The organism is Thermomonas sp. (assembly GCF_046293095.1).
Classification (GTDB): domain Bacteria; phylum Pseudomonadota; class Gammaproteobacteria; order Xanthomonadales; family Xanthomonadaceae; genus Thermomonas.
In genome coordinates this window covers 77,765-94,175 of record NZ_JBKBPN010000003.1, presented here as the reverse complement: position 1 = coordinate 94,175, position 16,411 = coordinate 77,765, and the positions used below count along the sequence as shown (strand labels likewise).

The 16,411-nt window shown below is 68.0% G+C and carries 13 protein-coding genes; 9 read left to right on the top strand and 4 right to left on the bottom strand.

Annotated features, from left to right (window positions below; all coding sequences use genetic code 11):
* Position 1 precedes the first annotated feature (1 nt).
* The 4 genes from ACK4SG_RS06515 to ACK4SG_RS06500 all read left to right on the top strand — a co-directional run bounded on the left by ACK4SG_RS06515 (position 2) and on the right by ACK4SG_RS06500 (position 3,318).
* Complete coding sequence (locus ACK4SG_RS06515; RefSeq protein ID WP_409600925.1) at positions 2 to 445, top strand: NfeD family protein; 444 nt, start codon at positions 2 to 4, stop codon at positions 443 to 445.
* A gap of 54 nt (positions 446 to 499) precedes the next feature.
* A complete protein-coding gene (gcvT, locus tag ACK4SG_RS06510) occupies positions 500 to 1,600 on the top strand; it encodes a glycine cleavage system aminomethyltransferase GcvT (protein WP_409600924.1) in 1,101 nt (366 codons plus the stop codon).
* Positions 1,601 to 1,673: 73 nt separating this feature from the next.
* A complete protein-coding gene (gene gcvH, locus ACK4SG_RS06505) occupies positions 1,674 to 2,069 on the top strand; it encodes a glycine cleavage system protein GcvH (RefSeq protein ID WP_409600923.1) in 396 nt (131 codons plus the stop codon).
* Between the two features lie 688 nt (positions 2,070 to 2,757).
* A complete protein-coding gene (locus tag ACK4SG_RS06500) occupies positions 2,758 to 3,318 on the top strand; it encodes a histone H1-like repetitive region-containing protein (protein ID WP_409600922.1) in 561 nt (186 codons plus the stop codon).
* 132 nt (positions 3,319 to 3,450) lie between these two features.
* On the opposite strand, the gene ACK4SG_RS06495 is transcribed toward ACK4SG_RS06500, so the two are convergent.
* On the bottom strand, positions 3,451 to 4,770 hold the full coding sequence (locus ACK4SG_RS06495; protein WP_409601340.1) for a serine hydrolase domain-containing protein: 1,320 nt from the start codon (positions 4,768 to 4,770) through the stop codon (positions 3,451 to 3,453).
* 109 nt (positions 4,771 to 4,879) lie between these two features.
* Here ACK4SG_RS06495 and ACK4SG_RS06490 point away from each other — a divergent pair, with 109 nt between their 5' ends.
* Together ACK4SG_RS06490 and ACK4SG_RS06485 are read left to right on the top strand one after the other, a co-directional pair.
* Entirely contained in the window at positions 4,880 to 5,476 is a 597-nt protein-coding gene (locus ACK4SG_RS06490) for a LemA family protein (protein WP_409600921.1), read from the top strand.
* A 73-nt stretch (positions 5,477 to 5,549) separates the two neighbouring features.
* Positions 5,550 to 7,439, top strand: coding sequence for a M48 family metallopeptidase (locus tag ACK4SG_RS06485; protein ID WP_409600920.1), 1,890 nt, complete (start codon positions 5,550 to 5,552; stop codon positions 7,437 to 7,439).
* Between the two features lie 108 nt (positions 7,440 to 7,547).
* Here the strand turns inward: ACK4SG_RS06485 and ACK4SG_RS06480 are convergent, their stop codons facing one another.
* Positions 7,548 to 9,155 (bottom strand): GMC family oxidoreductase, encoded by a 1,608-nt coding sequence (locus ACK4SG_RS06480; protein ID WP_409600919.1) that lies wholly within the window; start codon positions 9,153 to 9,155, stop codon positions 7,548 to 7,550.
* A 129-nt stretch (positions 9,156 to 9,284) separates the two neighbouring features.
* Here ACK4SG_RS06480 and ACK4SG_RS06475 point away from each other — a divergent pair, with 129 nt between their 5' ends.
* On the top strand, positions 9,285 to 10,637 hold the full coding sequence (locus tag ACK4SG_RS06475) for an NTP/NDP exchange transporter (protein WP_409600917.1): 1,353 nt from the start codon (positions 9,285 to 9,287) through the stop codon (positions 10,635 to 10,637).
* A gap of 50 nt (positions 10,638 to 10,687) precedes the next feature.
* Here the strand turns inward: ACK4SG_RS06475 and ACK4SG_RS06470 are convergent, their stop codons facing one another.
* Both ACK4SG_RS06470 and ACK4SG_RS06465 read right to left on the bottom strand, forming a co-directional pair.
* Positions 10,688 to 11,125, bottom strand: a complete 438-nt coding sequence (locus ACK4SG_RS06470) for a hotdog fold domain-containing protein (protein ID WP_409600915.1) — start codon at positions 11,123 to 11,125, stop codon at positions 10,688 to 10,690.
* Positions 11,126 to 11,230: 105 nt separating this feature from the next.
* Positions 11,231 to 13,711 carry an acyl-CoA dehydrogenase gene (locus ACK4SG_RS06465; RefSeq protein WP_409600913.1) on the bottom strand — a complete coding sequence of 827 codons (2,481 nt, stop codon included), beginning with the start codon at positions 13,709 to 13,711 and terminating at the stop codon, positions 11,231 to 11,233.
* A gap of 171 nt (positions 13,712 to 13,882) precedes the next feature.
* Here ACK4SG_RS06465 and ACK4SG_RS06460 point away from each other — a divergent pair, with 171 nt between their 5' ends.
* On the top strand, positions 13,883 to 14,458 hold the full coding sequence (locus tag ACK4SG_RS06460) for a TetR/AcrR family transcriptional regulator (RefSeq protein ID WP_409600911.1): 576 nt from the start codon (positions 13,883 to 13,885) through the stop codon (positions 14,456 to 14,458).
* An 86-nt stretch (positions 14,459 to 14,544) separates the two neighbouring features.
* Positions 14,545 to 16,296, top strand: a complete 1,752-nt coding sequence (locus ACK4SG_RS06455) for a phosphoenolpyruvate carboxykinase (GTP) (RefSeq protein ID WP_409600909.1) — start codon at positions 14,545 to 14,547, stop codon at positions 16,294 to 16,296.
* Positions 16,297 to 16,411: the final 115 nt, after the last annotated feature.

The following is a 16,411-nucleotide window of genomic DNA, read 5'->3' as shown; positions in this document are numbered from 1 at the left end:
CATGCGTTGGGATGTCTTCGCCTGGGCAGCGGTCGCGCTGTTGCTGTTCGCCGCCGAGGCGATGGCGCCCGGCGCCTTCATGCTGTGGCTGGGCTTCGCCGCAGTGGCGGTGTTTCTTGGCGTGCTGCTGATGCCGGGCATCCCGCTGCTGGTGCAGGTGGCGGCATTCATCGCCTTGAGCTTCGTGTCCATCCAGGTCTACCGCCGCTGGTTCCGGCGCCGCGAGCGTCCCAGCGACCAGCCAACCCTGAACCGCCGCACGGCCGCGCTGGTCGGCACGGTGGTACCGCTGGAGCGCGCCATCGTCGAGGGACGCGGCCGGGTGCAGATCGCCGACGCCTACTGGGAGGTGACGGGGCCGGACCTGCCGGCCGGCACCCATGTCCGTATCACTGGCGGCGATACCATGGTCCTGCAGGTGGAGCCTGTGCGGGCTGGCGCGTAGGGCATTGCCATCTGGGATAATGGGCATCCCCACCACCCCTCAGGCAGGCCGCCCATGGCGCACAAGACCATCCTCAACGACACCCACCGCGCGCTCGGGGCCAAGATGGTGGACTTCGGCGGCTGGGACATGCCGATCCATTACGGCTCGCAGATCGAGGAACACCATCAGGTGCGCCGCGACGCCGGCATGTTCGACGTCAGCCACATGACGGTGGTCGATCTGGAAGGTCCGCGTACCCGCGAGTTCCTGCGCCACCTGGTCGCCAATTCGGTGGACAAGCTGGTCAAGCCCGGCAAGGCGCTGTACACCGCGATGCTGAACGAGCGTGGCGGCGTGATCGACGACCTGATCGTCTACTTCATGTCCGAGGACTGGTTCCGCCTGGTGGTCAATGCCGCCACCCGCGACAAGGACCTGGCGTGGATCACGGAGCAGGCCTGGCCGTTCGGCGTTGCGGTGAAGGAGCGTCCCGAATTCGGCATGATCGCCGTGCAGGGCCCCAACGCCCGCGACAAGGTCATCGGCCTGCTCCGCGAGGACGACCGCGGCCCGGTGTCCAAGCTGACCCGCTTCGCCGCCCGCACGGCGACCACGGTTGATGGCGTCGAGGTCTTCGTCGCCCGCACCGGCTACACCGGTGAGGACGGCTTCGAGGTGATCGTGCCAGAGGCGCAGACCGTCGCGTTCTGGAACGCGCTGCTGGCGGCGGGCGTCGCGCCTGCCGGCCTGGGCGCGCGCGACACCCTGCGCCTGGAAGCCGGCATGAACCTGTACGGCCAGGACATGGACGAAGACGTGACCCCGTTCGAGGCGGCGCTGGCCTGGACCGTCGCGCTGGACGAGGGGCGCGACTTCATCGGTCGCGCCGCGCTGGAGGCCCAGCAGGCTGCCGGCACCGCCCGCCAGATGGTCGGCCTGGTGATGGACGAGAAAGGCGTGCTGCGGCACGGCCAGAAGGTGCTGACCGCCAACGGCGAAGGCGAGATCCTCTCCGGCACCTTCTCGCCGACCATCGGCAAGGCCATCGCGTTCGCCCGCATCCCGGCCGGCGACCCGGGCGAGGTGCGCGTGGACATCCGCGGCCGCGAGGTGCCGGTGCGCGTGGTCAAGTTCCCGTTCGTCCGCGACAACACCATCCAGCCCGGCATCTGACTTTCCCGGCCCCGCTCCGCTAGACTTTTCCCGAATCCCAACCCCCACGCACTGCGCGACAGGAGTCATCCCGATGAGCGAGATCCCCGGCGACCTCAAGTTCCTCAAATCCCACGAATGGATCCGCGCCGAAGGCAACGGCAGGGCTACCGTGGGCATCTCCGATCACGCCCAGGGACTGCTTGGCGACCTGGTCTACGTGGAGCTTCCGAATGTCGGCGACACCCTCGAAGCCGGCAATGCCTGCGCGGTGGTGGAATCGGTGAAGGCGGCGTCCGACGTCTACGCGCCGGTCAGCGGCAAGGTGGTCGAGGTCAATGCCGCCCTGGCCGACAAGCCGGAAACCATCAACGAGGACCCCTACGGCGACGGCTGGCTGTTCGTGATGGAACTGTCGGACGCCGAGCAGCTCAATGACCTGCTGGATCCGGACGCCTATGCCGAGTTGCTGGAAAGCGAAGACCACTGAGCCTCCCGCAAGTGATGCTCGTGAAGACCCGCGGCGGAAACGCTGCGGGTTTTTTCTTGCCAGCGTGGGGTGCTGCGGACGGGGCTGGGCGGCTGCGTCCGCACCGGATGCGCGGCATCGCGGCGGTGCATCGGTGCCGAAAAGTTCGCGCATTTTTCGCGCAAACGCGTTTGTGCGACGCGAAATCCGATGCCGGTGATGCGGCATGCGTGCACTGGCGGTGGACGTCGTTCAAGCGCGGAGCTCGGTGCTTGCTGCCACCCGCACGTACAGCGTGCTTGCCATGACTGGATTGCTGCAAGCCGCGCCAGTACTTGCGTGCAGACGATTGCATGATCGTCGACGCGCATCACGCTGGCGCGTTGCGCACATGCGTGGACGACGCGCCGGTGTCGCCGGTTGCGCTTGCCGTCCGTGCGGCGAGGAGAAACTTCGCGAAAGATTGTTGACACTTGAAAAAAGCGTGATTAGGTTTCGCCCAGCAGACGTTACCTGCGGAATACGGTGAGCAAGCAGAGCGCAAGGGCAGGCGGCACCCAAAGCAATTCCACCTGTGGCATCGAATGGTGGATGCGGGCTTCCCTTCCTTCCGATACCTGCAAGCCCTCCACCTCCGGCGGTATCCGCTTCCAAGCCTGCAGCGTATGGCGCCGCGGGTTTTTTAGTGGAAGGGCAACGTCGCCCGCCGATGCGGCGCCCGTCGCAACATCGGTACAGCATCCGTTCCGGCGCGCCCTGCGCGCCGGCGGTCGATCGCAGGTCCGATACCTGCGGCGTCTTTCGTAACTGGGCTTTACCGATTTACCCATTGACGAGGAGCCATCCCATGGCTGTGAAGAAAGCTGCGAAGAAAGCCGTCGCCAAGAAACCGGCGGCGAAGAAGGCTGCTGCCAAGAAGGCAGTGAAGAAGGTGGCCGCCAAGAAGCCGGCCGCCAAGAAGGTCGCGAAGAAGGCTGTTGCCAAGAAGACGGTCAAGAAGGCCGTTGCCAAGAAGCCGGCCGCCAAGAAGGCGGTGAAGAAGGTTGCTGCCAAGAAGCCGGCTGCCAAGAAGGCCGTGAAGAAGGCCGCTGCCAAGAAGCCGGCTGCCAAGAAGGTTGCGAAGAAGGCTGTTGCCAAGAAGCCGGCCGCGAAGAAGGCCGCTGCCAAGAAGCCGGCCGCGAAGAAGGCCGCTGCCAAGAAGCCGGCCGCCAAGAAGGCGAAGCCTGCCGCTGCGCCGCAGATGCCGTCTGCGCCGGTGTCTCCGCTGTAAGTCGTTCGCGACCGGCCCGGGTGCTGCCCGGTCCGGCGCATGCAAGACCCTGAAGACCCTTCCCGTTGCCCAGGCGGGAGGGGTTTCTTTTATGCGGGAAGACAGTGCCGTGCCGAGGGGCACGGCCTGCGGTCAGGGCGGCGAAGCCTTGGCGGACCAGGCGCTGCTGTTGGTTGGTGCGCCGTTGCGTTCGGCATAGAGCAGGCCTTCCGACGCTTCCAGCGTGTCATCGTCCAGCCATTGCCCACCCTGCAGGCCGAGGGCGCTGTCCAGGATCGTCGGCAGCAGGCCACTGGGCAGCCCGCTTTCGCTGTTCCAGAGGATCACCACGCCCAGGTCCTGTTCCGGCAGCAGTGCCATGGCGCCCCGGTAACCCTGCACGGCGCCACCGTGGAAGACCACCTGGTGCCCGGCATAGTTGTAGGCACGCCAGCCCAGCGCATAGCCGGCCGAGCTCAGGCGTTCGCGCCGCCAAGAAGCGCCGCGGATTTCACTGGGCGTCGAAATCAGCGGGGCGTGCAGCGTTGCCAGCAGGGGCGCCGGCAGCACATCGGGGCGGTGGCCTGTATGCGCCAGCAGCCACTGCGCCATGTCGCTGATGCTGGCGTTGACGCCGGCGGCGGGCGCCACCCGGTAGTAGTTCGGTTTCGGCATCAGCGAGACCCAGCCGCCGCGGCCGCGCACGTGGGGCTTCGCCCAGCGAGCGCTCGCCTCGATCCCTTCCAGCCCGTAGCTGGCATCGTGCATGCCCAGCGGCTTGAAGATTCTGCGCGCCACTTCCTCGCTGTAGAAGCGGCCGGTGGTGGCGAACACGACATCGCCGATCAGGCTGAAGGCGACGTTCTGGTAGGCGTAGCACTGCCCCGGTGCGCAGGCCATGGGGGCGTTGGCCATGCGCTGGGTCAGGTCACGGTAGTCCGCATTGGCCTCCAGGTCGCGGTCGAGGGCGTTGTGCGGCAGGCCCACGCGATGGCTGAGGATGTCCGCGACGGTCACCTGCTGCGCCGCATCGGGCATCGACAGCCGGAACGAGGGCACGAAATCGGTGAGGCGGCTGTCCCAGCGCAGCACGCCGTCATTGACCAGGATGCCGGTCATGGTGCCGGCGAAGGACTTGGACAGCGAGGCCAGCCGGAACACCGTGTGCGCATCCACCGGCTGCGGTGCCCGCACGTCGGTCACGCCGTAGCCGCGCGCACTGAGGATGCGGCCGTCCTTGACGATGGCCATCGCCATGCCGGGAATGCGGCCGTTCGCCACCAATGTCTCCGCAATCGCCTCGAAGCGGGCGATGTCGAGCGGGGGGGGGGCATTGGCCGCAGGCAGCGCGGGCGGCAGGTCGGCGGCAGAGGCGCCGGCAGCCCGCAGGATGGTGCCGGTGGACGGCACCGCATCCTGGTTGGCGGAACCGGCCGCCAGCGGCAACAGCGCCGCGATCAATCCCGCCTGCAAGGCGTGCTTGCGGATGCGCCCTTTCATCGGCGTTGCCCCCTGCGTATGCTGCGTTGACGGGTCGATTCTAGCGCCTGTTTCCACGATTGCATGAACAAGGGGAGCTTCGATGGGTAGCCTGCTGATTTTTATCGCCATTGTGGCGGTGGTCGTGTTCTGGGTTATCGGCATCTACAACGGTCTCGTCACCGCACGGAACGGCTACAAGAACGCGTTCGCCCAGATCGACGTGCAGCTGCAGCGTCGCTTCGACCTCATCCCCAACCTGGTGGAAGTGGCCAAGAAGTACATGGCGCACGAGCGCGAGACGCTGGAGGCGGTGATCGCCGCGCGCTCCGCCGCGCAGTCCGGCCTGGCCGCGGCCAAGGCCAGCCCGGGCGATCCCCAGGCGATGGCCCAGCTGGCCGCCGCGCAGGGCCAGCTCAATGCCGGTTTGGGTCGCCTGCTGGCGGTGGCCGAGGCCTATCCGGACCTCAAGGCCAACCAGAACATGATGCAGCTCACCGAGGAGCTGACCAGCACCGAGAACAAGGTCGCGTTTGCGCGGCAGGCGTTCAACGACATGGTGATGGCCTACAACAACCGCCGCGAAGTGTTCCCGAACAGCGTGTTTGCCGGCATGTTCGGTTTCCAGCCGGCCACGCTGCTGGAGATCCCGGCGGAACAGCAGGCCCAGGTGCGCGCCGCGCCGAAGGTCGAGTTCTGAGTGCCCGCGCCATGGCCATGCCGGCCTTCGGCGTGGCGGTGGTATCGGGCCCGAGGGAGGGCGTTCGCTGGCCATGAATTTCTTCGAACACCAGGCCGCGGCCCGGCGCGCTTCGGCGCGGCTGGTCGTGCTGTTCGCGCTGGCGGTGGCCGGGATCGTGGCGGCGGTGGACCTGGCCGTGTGGATGGTGGCGCCGTCATGGCGGATGCTGGCTTTCACCAGCGGCCTGACCGTGCTGGTCATTCTGCTTGGCTCCCTGTACCGCATCGCCAGTCTGGGCAATGGTGGCGAGGCCGTTGCCCAGCAGATGGGGGCGACCCCGGTGGCACCGGATACCACCGATCCGTCGCTGCGTCGCCTGCGCAACGTGGTGGAGGAGATGGCCATCGCCTCCGGCGTGCTGGTGCCCAAGCTTTACGTGATGGAGGAGGAGGCTGGCATCAATGCCTTCGCCGCTGGCTTCAGCCCGTCCGACGCCGTGGTGGCGGTGACCCGCGGCGCGCTGGATCGGCTCAACCGCGATGAGCTGCAGGGCGTGGTGGCGCACGAGTTCAGCCATATCCTCAACGGCGACATGCGGCTCAACCTGCGCCTGATCGGGGTGCTGTTCGGCATCCTGATGATCGCCCTGATCGGCCGCAAGGTGCTGGAGTACGGCCGTTTCGGCAGCCGCAACAAGAACGCCGGCGCCTTGCTGGTCGCGGCCCTGGTGGCGATGGCGGTGGGGTACATCGGGTTGTTCTTCGGCCGGATGATCAAGGCCGGCGTCAGCCGTTCGCGCGAGCGGCTGGCCGATGCCAGCGCCGTGCAGTTCACCCGCCAGACCGCCGGGCTTGCCGGTGCGCTGAAAAAGATCGCCGGGCTGGAGGCGGGCGCGCGTCTGAGCCATCGCGGCGATGCCGAGGAAGTCAGCCACATGCTGTTCGGCGATGGCATCGGGTTTTCCGGCCTGTTCGCCACCCACCCGCCGCTGTTGGAACGCATCCAGGCGCTGGAGCCGGGCTTCCGTGGCGAACAGCTCAAGCGGCTCGCCGCGGGCTGGCGGGTGACGCCGCCCGACGGCCTGCGCGAGGACGTGGCGCTGGGGCTGACCGGAGGAGGTGACGGCGCGCTGCCGGCCGCGCAGGCGCAGGTGCGGGTCTCGCCCGCGCTGGTGTCGGCGCAGGTGGCGACACCCGCCTCCGACGACTACCGCCGCGCGGATGCCATCGTCGAGGCGCTTCCCGAGGCGCTGCGCGACCTGGCCCGCGACCGCACTGCAGTGATGCCGCTGCTGCTGGCCCTGCTGCTGGCCGAGTCCGACGACACGTTGGATGCACAGCGGCAGGCGATCGCCGCGCGGCTGGGCGATGCAGTGGCCGATCATGCCGTGCGCATCCACCAGCAGCTCACCGCCGACCTGCACCCGAGCCTGCGGCTGCCACTGGCGGCGCTGGCGTTCCCGGTGCTGCGCCTGCGCCCGCGCCCGCAGCTGGACGTATTTCTCGATGCCGTGCGCGCGGTGATCGAAGCCGATGGTGCGGTGTCCCTGTTCGAATACTGCCTCGCCCGCCTGCTGGACGTGCAGGTGCGCGAATCGCTGGACCCGGCACGCCATGCGCGTTTCGGCAGGCGCAAGCCGGGCAATGTGCGACAGGAGTTCGCCACTTTGCTGGCGGTGGTGGCGCGCTACGGAAACACCGACGAGGCTGCGGCACGGCGCGCCTATCTGGCCGGTCTGCAACGCGTGCTGCCACGCGACCATCTGCCGTATGCGCCCCCCGCGAATGGCGTGCTGGCGCTGGACGCGGTGTGGGAGCCGCTGGACGCGCTGGATCCGTTGGCCAAGCAGGCGCTGGTGGAAGCCGTGACCGATGCGATCAGCAGCGATGGCCGCGTCAGCGTCGAAGAGGCGGAGCTGCTGCGCACGATCTGCGGCGTGCTGCACTGCCCGCTGCCGCCGGTGTTGGAGCAACCCGCCTGAAGGCAGGCGACGGGCAGCAGCCGGTTGCCCGGTGCTGCCTGCGGACGAATCGGCGGAGGTGGCGGGGCGGCATCGCGATGTCTTGCCCCGCAATGCTTCGCGGCAAGGTCAGGTCGCTGCCATCCGGATCAGGTCCGCCGCCCGCTCCGCGATCATGATAGTGGGCGCATTGGTGTTGCCACCGGGCAGTTCCGGCATCACCGAGGCATCGACCACGCGCAGGCCAGCCACGCCGCGCACGCGCAGCAGGGGATCGACCACTGCCGCCTCGTCGCTGCCCATGCGGCAGGTGCCGATGGGGTGGTACACCGTCTCGGCGCGGTTGCGGACGAATTCGATGAAGTCGGCCTCGCTGCGCGGCCTGTCCTTCGGGAAGATCGGTGCGCCACGATAGGGGGCGAAGGCCGGCTGTGCCAGAAGATCCAGCGACAGCTTGGCGCACTCGACCATCATCTTCATGTCGAAGCCCTCGGGGTCGCCGAGGTAGTTCGGGTCGATGATCGGCTTGTCGGCTGCGCGGTTGCTGGCCAGTGCCACCCGGCCGCGGCTGCGCGGGCGCAGGAAGCAGGCGTGCAGGGTGTAGCCGTCGCCCGGCAGGCGGTTGCGGCCGTGGTCGTCGATCATCGCCGGGATGAAGTGCAGCTGGATGTCCGCGCGGTCATCCGGGGCCAGCTTTGATCGCACGAAGCCTGCGCCTTCCGCCACGTTGCTGGTGCCGGGGCCGCGGTGGCCGCCGACGTAGTACTGCAGTGCCGTTTTGACTTCGCTGATACGGTCGTAGCTGATCGGCTGCGTGCAGTGCTGCAGCGTGGTGACGTCCAGATGGTCCTGCAGGTTGGCGCCGACCCCGGGTGCGTCGTGCACCACCTCGATGCCGAGATGGCGCAGGTGATCGGCCGGGCCGATGCCCGACAGCATCAGCAGCTGCGGCGAGTTGATCGCGCCGCCGCTTAAGATCACTTCGCGCGCAGCCTCGAAGTGGAAGCCCTGGCCGCGGATCGCGCAGACCACGCCATTGGCCCGCCCTTTGACGAAGGTGATACGGCTGACCTGGGCATGGGTGCGGATGGTCAGATTGGGGCGGGCTTTGACCGGATGCAGGTACGCCACCGCCGCCGAGCAGCGCGCGCCGTTGCGCTGGGTGACCTGGTACAGCCCCACGCCTTCCTGCTGCGGGCCGTTGAAATCGGCGTTGCAGGGCAGCCCGAGCTGCTGGCCGGCCTGGATGTACACCTCGGTGAGCGGGTTGACGTAGCGCAGGTCGGAGACCGTGAGCGGGCCATCTGCGCCGTGGAAGGCATCGGCACCGCGGGTATTGCCCTCGGATTTGCGGAAGTAGGGCAGCACGTTGTCCCAGTGCCAGCCCTCGGCCCCGGCGGCCGCCCAGGCGTCGTAATCGCCAGGCACGCCGCGGATGTAGCACATCGCGTTGATCGAGCTGGAGCCGCCCAGCAGCTTGCCGCGCGGACACCACATCACGCGTCCGCCCAGCTGCGGCTGCGGAGTGGTGGCGTAGTCCCAGTTGATCGACTTCAGGCCGGCGATCCTGGCCAGACCCGCCGGCATGTGTACGAACGGGTGCCAGTCACGCCCGCCGGCTTCCAGCAGCAGCACCTTGACCGACGGGTCCTCGCTCAGCCGGTTGGCCAGTACGCAGCCGGCCGAGCCGGCGCCGATGATGATGTAGTCGTACACGTGGGATCCTGCGGCGGGCATGCCCCGACCGTAGGCGGGGCGGTTAGAGCATTTGCTCGATGGGTCTGCGCGGTGCACTGGCGTCAAGGCTGGCATTGGGCGTGTGGCGCGGGTACCGTTGCGCATCGCTGCTTCCCGAACTCCGGTTCCATGGCCGACACCTCGCCCGCCTTAGGTCACCTGGCCCGGTTCCGGGCTGCACTGCGGCAATCGCCACCGCTGGTGTGGGCGTTTCTGTATTTCTTCTTCCTGCTGACCGGCTATTACGTGCTGCGTCCGGTGCGTGAGGCGATGGGCGCATCCAGCGAGGTGACCGCGCTGTTTCCGCCGGCAATGGTGCGGTTCTTCGCCGCCCATGGCATTGCGCTGAAGGACCTGCAGCTGCAGGTGCTGTTCACCCTGACGTTTCTGATCATGCTGGTGCTGCAACCGGTCTATGGCTGGCTGGTCAGTCGCTGGCCGCGACGGGTGTTTCTGCCCGCGGTGTACGGGTTTTTCATCATCACGCTGTTGCTGTTCCATGCCGCCTTCCATGCCGGGATGCCGGGGCGCGGCATGGCGTTTTTCCTCTGGCTGACCGTGTTCAACCTGTTTGCGGTGGCGGTGTTCTGGAGCTTCATGGCCGATGTCTTCAGTGACACGGAAGCGCGGGCGGTCTATGGCTACATCGGTGCCGCCGGAACCGTGGGGGCGATCCTGGGGCCGGTGCTGACCCGGCTGCTGGTAGAGCGAGTCGGGATCGCCCAGCTCATGCTGGTGTCGGCCGGCTGCCTGCTGCTGTGCATCCTGTGTCTGATGCGGCTGCGGCGCCATGCGGTGGCGCGTGAGGCGCGCCGGCATCTGACCAGCGGCGAGCAGCCGATGGGGGGCACCGTGCTGGCGGGGTTGCGGCTGGTGGTGCGCGAGCCCTTGCTGCGCTGGCTGGCCGTGTTGACCGTGTTCGGTGTCGGTGTCGGCACGCTGCTGTACAACGAACAGGCGGCCATCGTGCGGCAGTTCTATCCGGATCCGCAGGCGGCCACGGCCTATTACGCCGGCATCGACCTGGCGGTGAACGGGCTGACCCTGCTGGTCCAGCTATTCATCACCCGTGCCCTGCTGTCGCGGTTCGGGATCGCACCGGCCCTCATGCTGCCGGCGCTGGCGGTGGTGCTGGGCTATGCCGCGCTGGCCGCTTCGCCGCTGCCACTGCTGGTCGCCGTGGTGCAGGTGGCGACCCGCGCCGGTGAGTTTTCGCTGGGCAAGCCGGCGCGCGAGACGATCTACACGCGGGTGGCGCGGGAGTGGCGCTACAAGGCCGGGGCAGCCATCGACACGGTGATCTACCGTGGCGGCGATCTCACCTTCGTCTGGCTGCACAAGCTGCTGTCGGCGTTTGGCTCGCAGGCCGTGTTCGCGGCCGGGCTGCTGGTGGCTGGCGCCTTCACCCTGGGGGCGTGGCGGGTGGTCGGTGAGGCAAAGGCGCTGCCGGAAGGCCGCGATGGGCGTGAAGGCGTGGACTGAGCCTGCTTGCGCCGGCGCGGTTGGCGCTGATGGGGATGCCGCTGTCCCGATCAGTCGCGCGGCGTGATCCACATTGCGATGGTCGCCCGGAACACCGCCTCGCCGGCAGTGTTTTCCACCACCACATCGAACGGCAGGTCATAGCCCGTTTCCGCTTCGCGCGGCGCCAGTGCGGGCGTGGCGATGGCGCGCATGGTGCCCACCGCCTTCTTCAGGTACGCCACGCTCATGCCTTTCGGAATCCAGCGCATCGACGCCGGGATGCTGGCATCGCAGGCCAGGCCGCCGGTCAATTCGGCGAGGTTGCACAGGGCGATCGCGTGTACGGTGCCGATGTGGTTGGTCACCGCACGACGGTGCCGGAAGGTGGCGACGCAGCGGCCCGGCTCCAGGGTTTCGATGCGCGGCGCGATGCTTGAGAAATACGGCGCCTTCCAGCACACCAACCTGGAGAACAGCCATTTGCCGCCGGGTTTGCCCAACAGCATTCGGTATGTCGACAGAACCCGGTGGCGCATGGCGTGCTGCGATCCGTTGCGGGAGGCAAAAACGGCGGGCCGGGGCCCGCCGTTGATTGCAGTGGCGTGCGCCGGTCAGGCCGCTTCGCGCGGATGGCGGGCGCGCTGCGGCAGATCGTAGTAGCTTGCCGCGCGCAGCTCGTGGGGGTCGAAGTCGTCCACGGTGATCGTGTCCAGTGTGATCGCGTGCAGCTCTTCCAGCTGCTGGCGTTCTTCCTGGGTGATCCAGCCCTCGCGCACCCCTTCCTCGAGCTGCGCGGCGAAATCCAGCGCCTCGATGTCCTTGGACTTGAGTGCCTTCAGGAACTTGCGCTCGACCGGCTCGGCAGCGATGGCCTTGGCCAGGTAGCTGTTGATGCGCCCACCGGGATTGTGTTCGCCAGGCGTCAGGAACACGCCGTCTGCCAACCGGTCGCGCGCTTCGTTGGGGTTCATCAGCAGGTTGGCCACCCGCCGCGACAGGCGGTCGCCCGGTGCCACCGCACGCCGGCCCCACGGGAACACCACCGGCCACAGCAGCCAGCCCAGCGGCTTGATCGGGAAATTGCGCAGCGCCTGCGACAGCGCCAGCTCGATCTCGTAGGCGCTGTTGTGGAAGGCCCAGGCCAGCAGCGGCTTGTCGGCCTCCGGGCAGCCTTCGTCGTGATAGCGCTTGAGCACCGCCGCCATCATGTACAGGTGGCTGAGCACATCGCCCAGGCGGCCGGACAGGGATTCCTTGAACTTCAGCCGTCCGCCCAGCGCGCCCAGCGAGACGTCGGTCAGCAGGGCCAGGTTGGCGGCATAGCGGTTGAGCTTGCGGAAGAACTTGCGGGTGTAGGCGTCGCCCGGCAGTCCCGTCTGCAGGCGCGCGCCGGTCAGGCCGAACCACAGCGAGCGTGCCGCATTGGAGATCGCGCCGCCGATGTGCGGATACAGCGCGCCGTCCAGCGCCTCCAGGCCGGCTTGCGCATCCGGGTCCTGCGCCGCGCGCATTTCCTTGAGGATGTAGGGATGGCAGAGGATCGAGCCCTGGCCGAAGATCAGCAGGCTGCGGGTCATGATGTTGGCGCCTTCCACCGTGATGGCGATGGGCGCGGCCTGCCACGCGCGGCCGGCAAAGTTGCGCGGACCAAGGATGATGCCCTTGCCGCCGATGATGTCCATCACGTCCTTGGACACTTCGCGGGCAGCCGTGGTGCAGTGGTACTTGGCGATCGCCGACGGCACCGACGGCACGTCGCCGCGGTCCACCGCCGCGGCAGTGGCCTGCGCCAGCGCGCTGATCGCGTAGGCCTTGCCGCCGATGCGGGCCAGCGCTTCCTCGACGCCCTCGAAGCGGCCCACCGACAGGCCAAACTGCTTGCGGATGCGCGCATAGGCACCGGTCACCACCGCGCCGGTCTTGGCGCCGCCGCTGGCGGTGGAGGGCAGGGTGATGGAGCGGCCCACGGCCAGGCACTCGTTGAGCATGTTCCAGCCCTTGCCGGCCATCTCCACGCCGCCAATCAACTGGCTGAGCGGGATGAACACGTCCTTGCCGTGGATTGGCCCGTTCTGGAACGGCGAGTTCAGCGGGAAGTGGCGGCGACCCACGTCCACGCCCGGGGTGTCGCTGGGCAGCAGCGCCAGGGTGATGCCGATATCGCGGGTATCGCCCAGCAGACCGTCCGGGTCGTACATGCGGAAGGCCAGGCCGATCAGGGTGGCCACCGGCGCAAGGGTGATATAGCGTTTGTCGAAGGTCAGCCGGACGCCCAGCACATTGGCGCCGTTCCACTCGCCCTTGCAGACGATGCCGAAGTCGGGAATGGAGGTGGCGTCGGAACCTGCGAACGGGCCGGTCAGGCCGAAGCAGGGCACTTCCTGGCCGCTGGCCAGGCGCGGCAGGTAGTAGTCCTTCTGTTCCTTCGTGCCGTAATGGTTGATCAGCTCGCCCGGGCCCAGCGAGTTGGGCACGCCGACGGTGGCGCTGACCACGCTGGAGATGGAGGCGATCTTCTGGATCACCTTGTGGTGGGCCAGCGCGGAGAAGCCCAGGCCGCCGTACTGCTTCGGAATGATCATTCCGAAGAACTTGTTTTGCTTGATGAAGTCCCACAGCTCGGGCGGCAGGTCCGCGTGGACGTGGGTGATCTCCCAGTCGTTGATGCGCTTGCACAGCTCTTCCACCGGGCCATCGAGGAACGCCTGCTCCTCAGGGGTGAGCTGCGGCTTGGGGTAGGCCAGCAGTTTGTGCCAGTCCGGCTTGCCGGTGAACAGGTCGCCCTCGAAGCCGACCGAGCCCGTTTCCAGCGCGATCCGCTCGGTCTGTGACAGCGGCGGCAGCGCCTTGCGCAAAAAGCGCAGGGCCGGGGCGGTGACCAGCGGCTTGCGGATTGCCGGGATCAGCAGCGGCACTGCCACCAGCGCCGCCAGCACGGCGGCCGCGGCGGTGGCGCCAGGGCTTGCGCCCAGCAGCCAGCAGGCCACCAGCAGGCTGGCGGTGATCGCAGCCCAGACGGCAAGGCGCAGGCGGTGGTAGGCGGTGAATGCACCCGCGAGAAGCAGGGCGAGGAAGGGCAGCACGACACTCATGGCGGGACTCCCGTTGGAGGGTGGTCATGGGGCGGCAGGCATTGCGCGCAGGCGGCGCCCTGCTTACCATACGGTCTAGTATGGCGTTTGCGTCGGCGCTGTCAACGCGCAAAATCGAGTGAAAACTCAGCATACTGCGTCCCGCCGATACCGTATGGAAGCCTTGCCGACATGACTGCAACCGCCCCCCGCACCGGGCGCCTGAGCGCCGACGACTGGGCCCGCGAGGCGCTTGACCAGATTGCAGAGCAGGGCGTCGCCTCGGTCGCCGTGGAGCCGCTGGCGCGGCGGCTGGGCGTCACCAAGGGCAGCTTCTACTGGCATTTTCCGTCCCGCGATGCCCTGCTGCAGGCCGCCCTGGAGCGCTGGGAGCGCGACGAGCAGACCGCCTACGGCGCGCTGGAGGCGATCGACGATGCCACCGAGCGCCTGCGCACGCTGTTCCGGCTGATCGCGCAGCACAACAAGACACACATCATCTATTCCGAGCTGCTCAAGGCCGCGGGGCATCCCGCCGTCGACGCGGTGCTGGGGCACGTGCTGGACCGCCGCATCGGCTTCCTGTTCAAGTCCTTTCGCCAAGCCGGCCTGAGCCAGAAGGATGCGCTGAACCGGGCGCGCATGACCTACGCCATGTACGTGGGCGTGCTGCAGCTGGAGCTGCCCCGCTTCCAGGCCCGCCAGCCGATCGAAGGCTTCGACGGCTACATCGAACACATGATGGCGACGCTGGTGCCGCAAGGCTGACCGCCACCGCGCGGCGCGTCGGATCGGCGTGCCGCGGTCTGCAAACGATTTCAAGAACCGCCGCACAGGCCAAGGACTCCGACCCCATGACCAGCACGCTCGAATCCCTCAACCAGTGGGTCGCCGAGGTGGCGCGCCTCACCCGCCCCGCCGCCATCCACTGGTGCGACGGCAGCGACGCCGAGAATGCGGCGCTCATCGAGTCAATGCTGGCCGACGGCACCCTGCACCGGCTCAACGAAGCGACCCACCCCGGCAGCTACCTGCATCGCTCGCATCCGGACGATGTGGCGCGCGTCGAGCACCTGACCTACGTGTGCACCACCCACCACGAGGACGCCGGCCCCAACAACCACTGGATGGCCCCCGACGAGGCCCATGCCGAGATCGACGCGCTGTTCGACGGCTGCATGCAGGGCCGCACGATGTATGTCATCCCTTACTGCATGGGCCCGATCGACTCGCCGCTGTCGCGCTGCGGCGTGGAGATCACCGATTCGCCCTACGTGGTCGCCAACATGCGGATCATGACCCGCATGGGCGCCGCGGCGCTGGCGCGGATCGAACGCGACGGCACGTTCGTGAAGGGGCTGCACTCCATCGGTGAGCTCGACCCCAACCGCCGCTTCATCATGCATTTCCCCGAGGAGCTGACGATCAAGTCGTACGGCTCCGGCTACGGCGGCAATGCGCTGCTGGGCAAGAAGTGCCACGCGCTGCGCATCGCGTCCTGGCAGGCCCGGCAGGAAGGCTGGCTGGCCGAGCATATGCTCATCCTCGGCATCGAGAACCCGCAGGGGCAGACCCATTACATCGCCGCGGCGTTCCCCTCGGCCTGCGGCAAGACCAATCTGGCCATGCTGATTCCACCGGAAGGCTATCGCCGGGCCGGGTGGAAGGTCTGGACCATCGGCGACGATATCTGCTGGATGCGTCCGGGTGCCGACGGCCGCCTGTACGCAATCAACCCCGAGGCGGGCTTCTTCGGCGTCGCCCCCGGCACCTCGGCCAAGTCCAACCCGAACGCGCTGGCCTCGATCCAGTCCAACACCATCTTCACCAACGTCGGGCTTACCGCGGACAACCAGCCGTGGTGGGAGGGCCTGGACAATGGCCAGATCCCTGCCGTGGACTGGCGCGGCCGCCCGTTCGATCCGGCCAACGGCCCGGCGGCGCATCCCAATGCGCGCTTCACTGTCAGCGCGAAACAGTGCCCCTCGTATTCGCCGATGGCGGAAGACCCGCAGGGCGTGCCGATTTCTGCCATCGTGTTCGGCGGCCGGCGCGCCTCGCTGGTGCCGCTGGTGTTCGAGGCCCGCGACTGGACCCACGGCGTGCTGGTGGGCGCCGCCATGGGCTCGGAAACGACGGCGGCGGCCACCGGTGCGGTCGGCGTGATGCGCCGTGATCCAATGGCGATGAAGCCGTTCTGCGGCTACAACTTCGCCGACTACTTCGCGCACTGGCTGTCGTTCGACAAGCCGGGTGCCCGGTTGCCCAAGGTGTTCCACGTCAACTGGTTCCGCAAGGGCGACGACGGCAAGTTCCTGTGGCCGGGCTTCGGCGACAACCTGCGCGTGCTGGAGTGGATGATCGGGCGCGTGGAAGGGCAGGCCAGTGCCGTGGAGACGCCCATTGGCCATCTGCCAACGGAAGCCGACCTCAATCTGGAGGGCGTGCCGCTGTCCGACGCAGCGCGCGCCAAGCTGTTCGGCCTGGACCGCGCCGGCTGGCAGGCCGAGTTCCACAGCATCGGCGAGTACCTCGCCGAATACGGCCCGCGCCTGCCGCAGGCGCTGCGGGACGAACAGCGCAGGATCGCCGCGGCCTTGGCCTGAGCGGGGCGGCACGGGGTACCGCGAGGCATCAGGTCTGATCCGGGCCGCGCGGGCTTGCCCCGGCCGGCGGCCGGCATCCCGTGCGTGCCCGGCGCCGGAGGGGGCGGCATTCTAC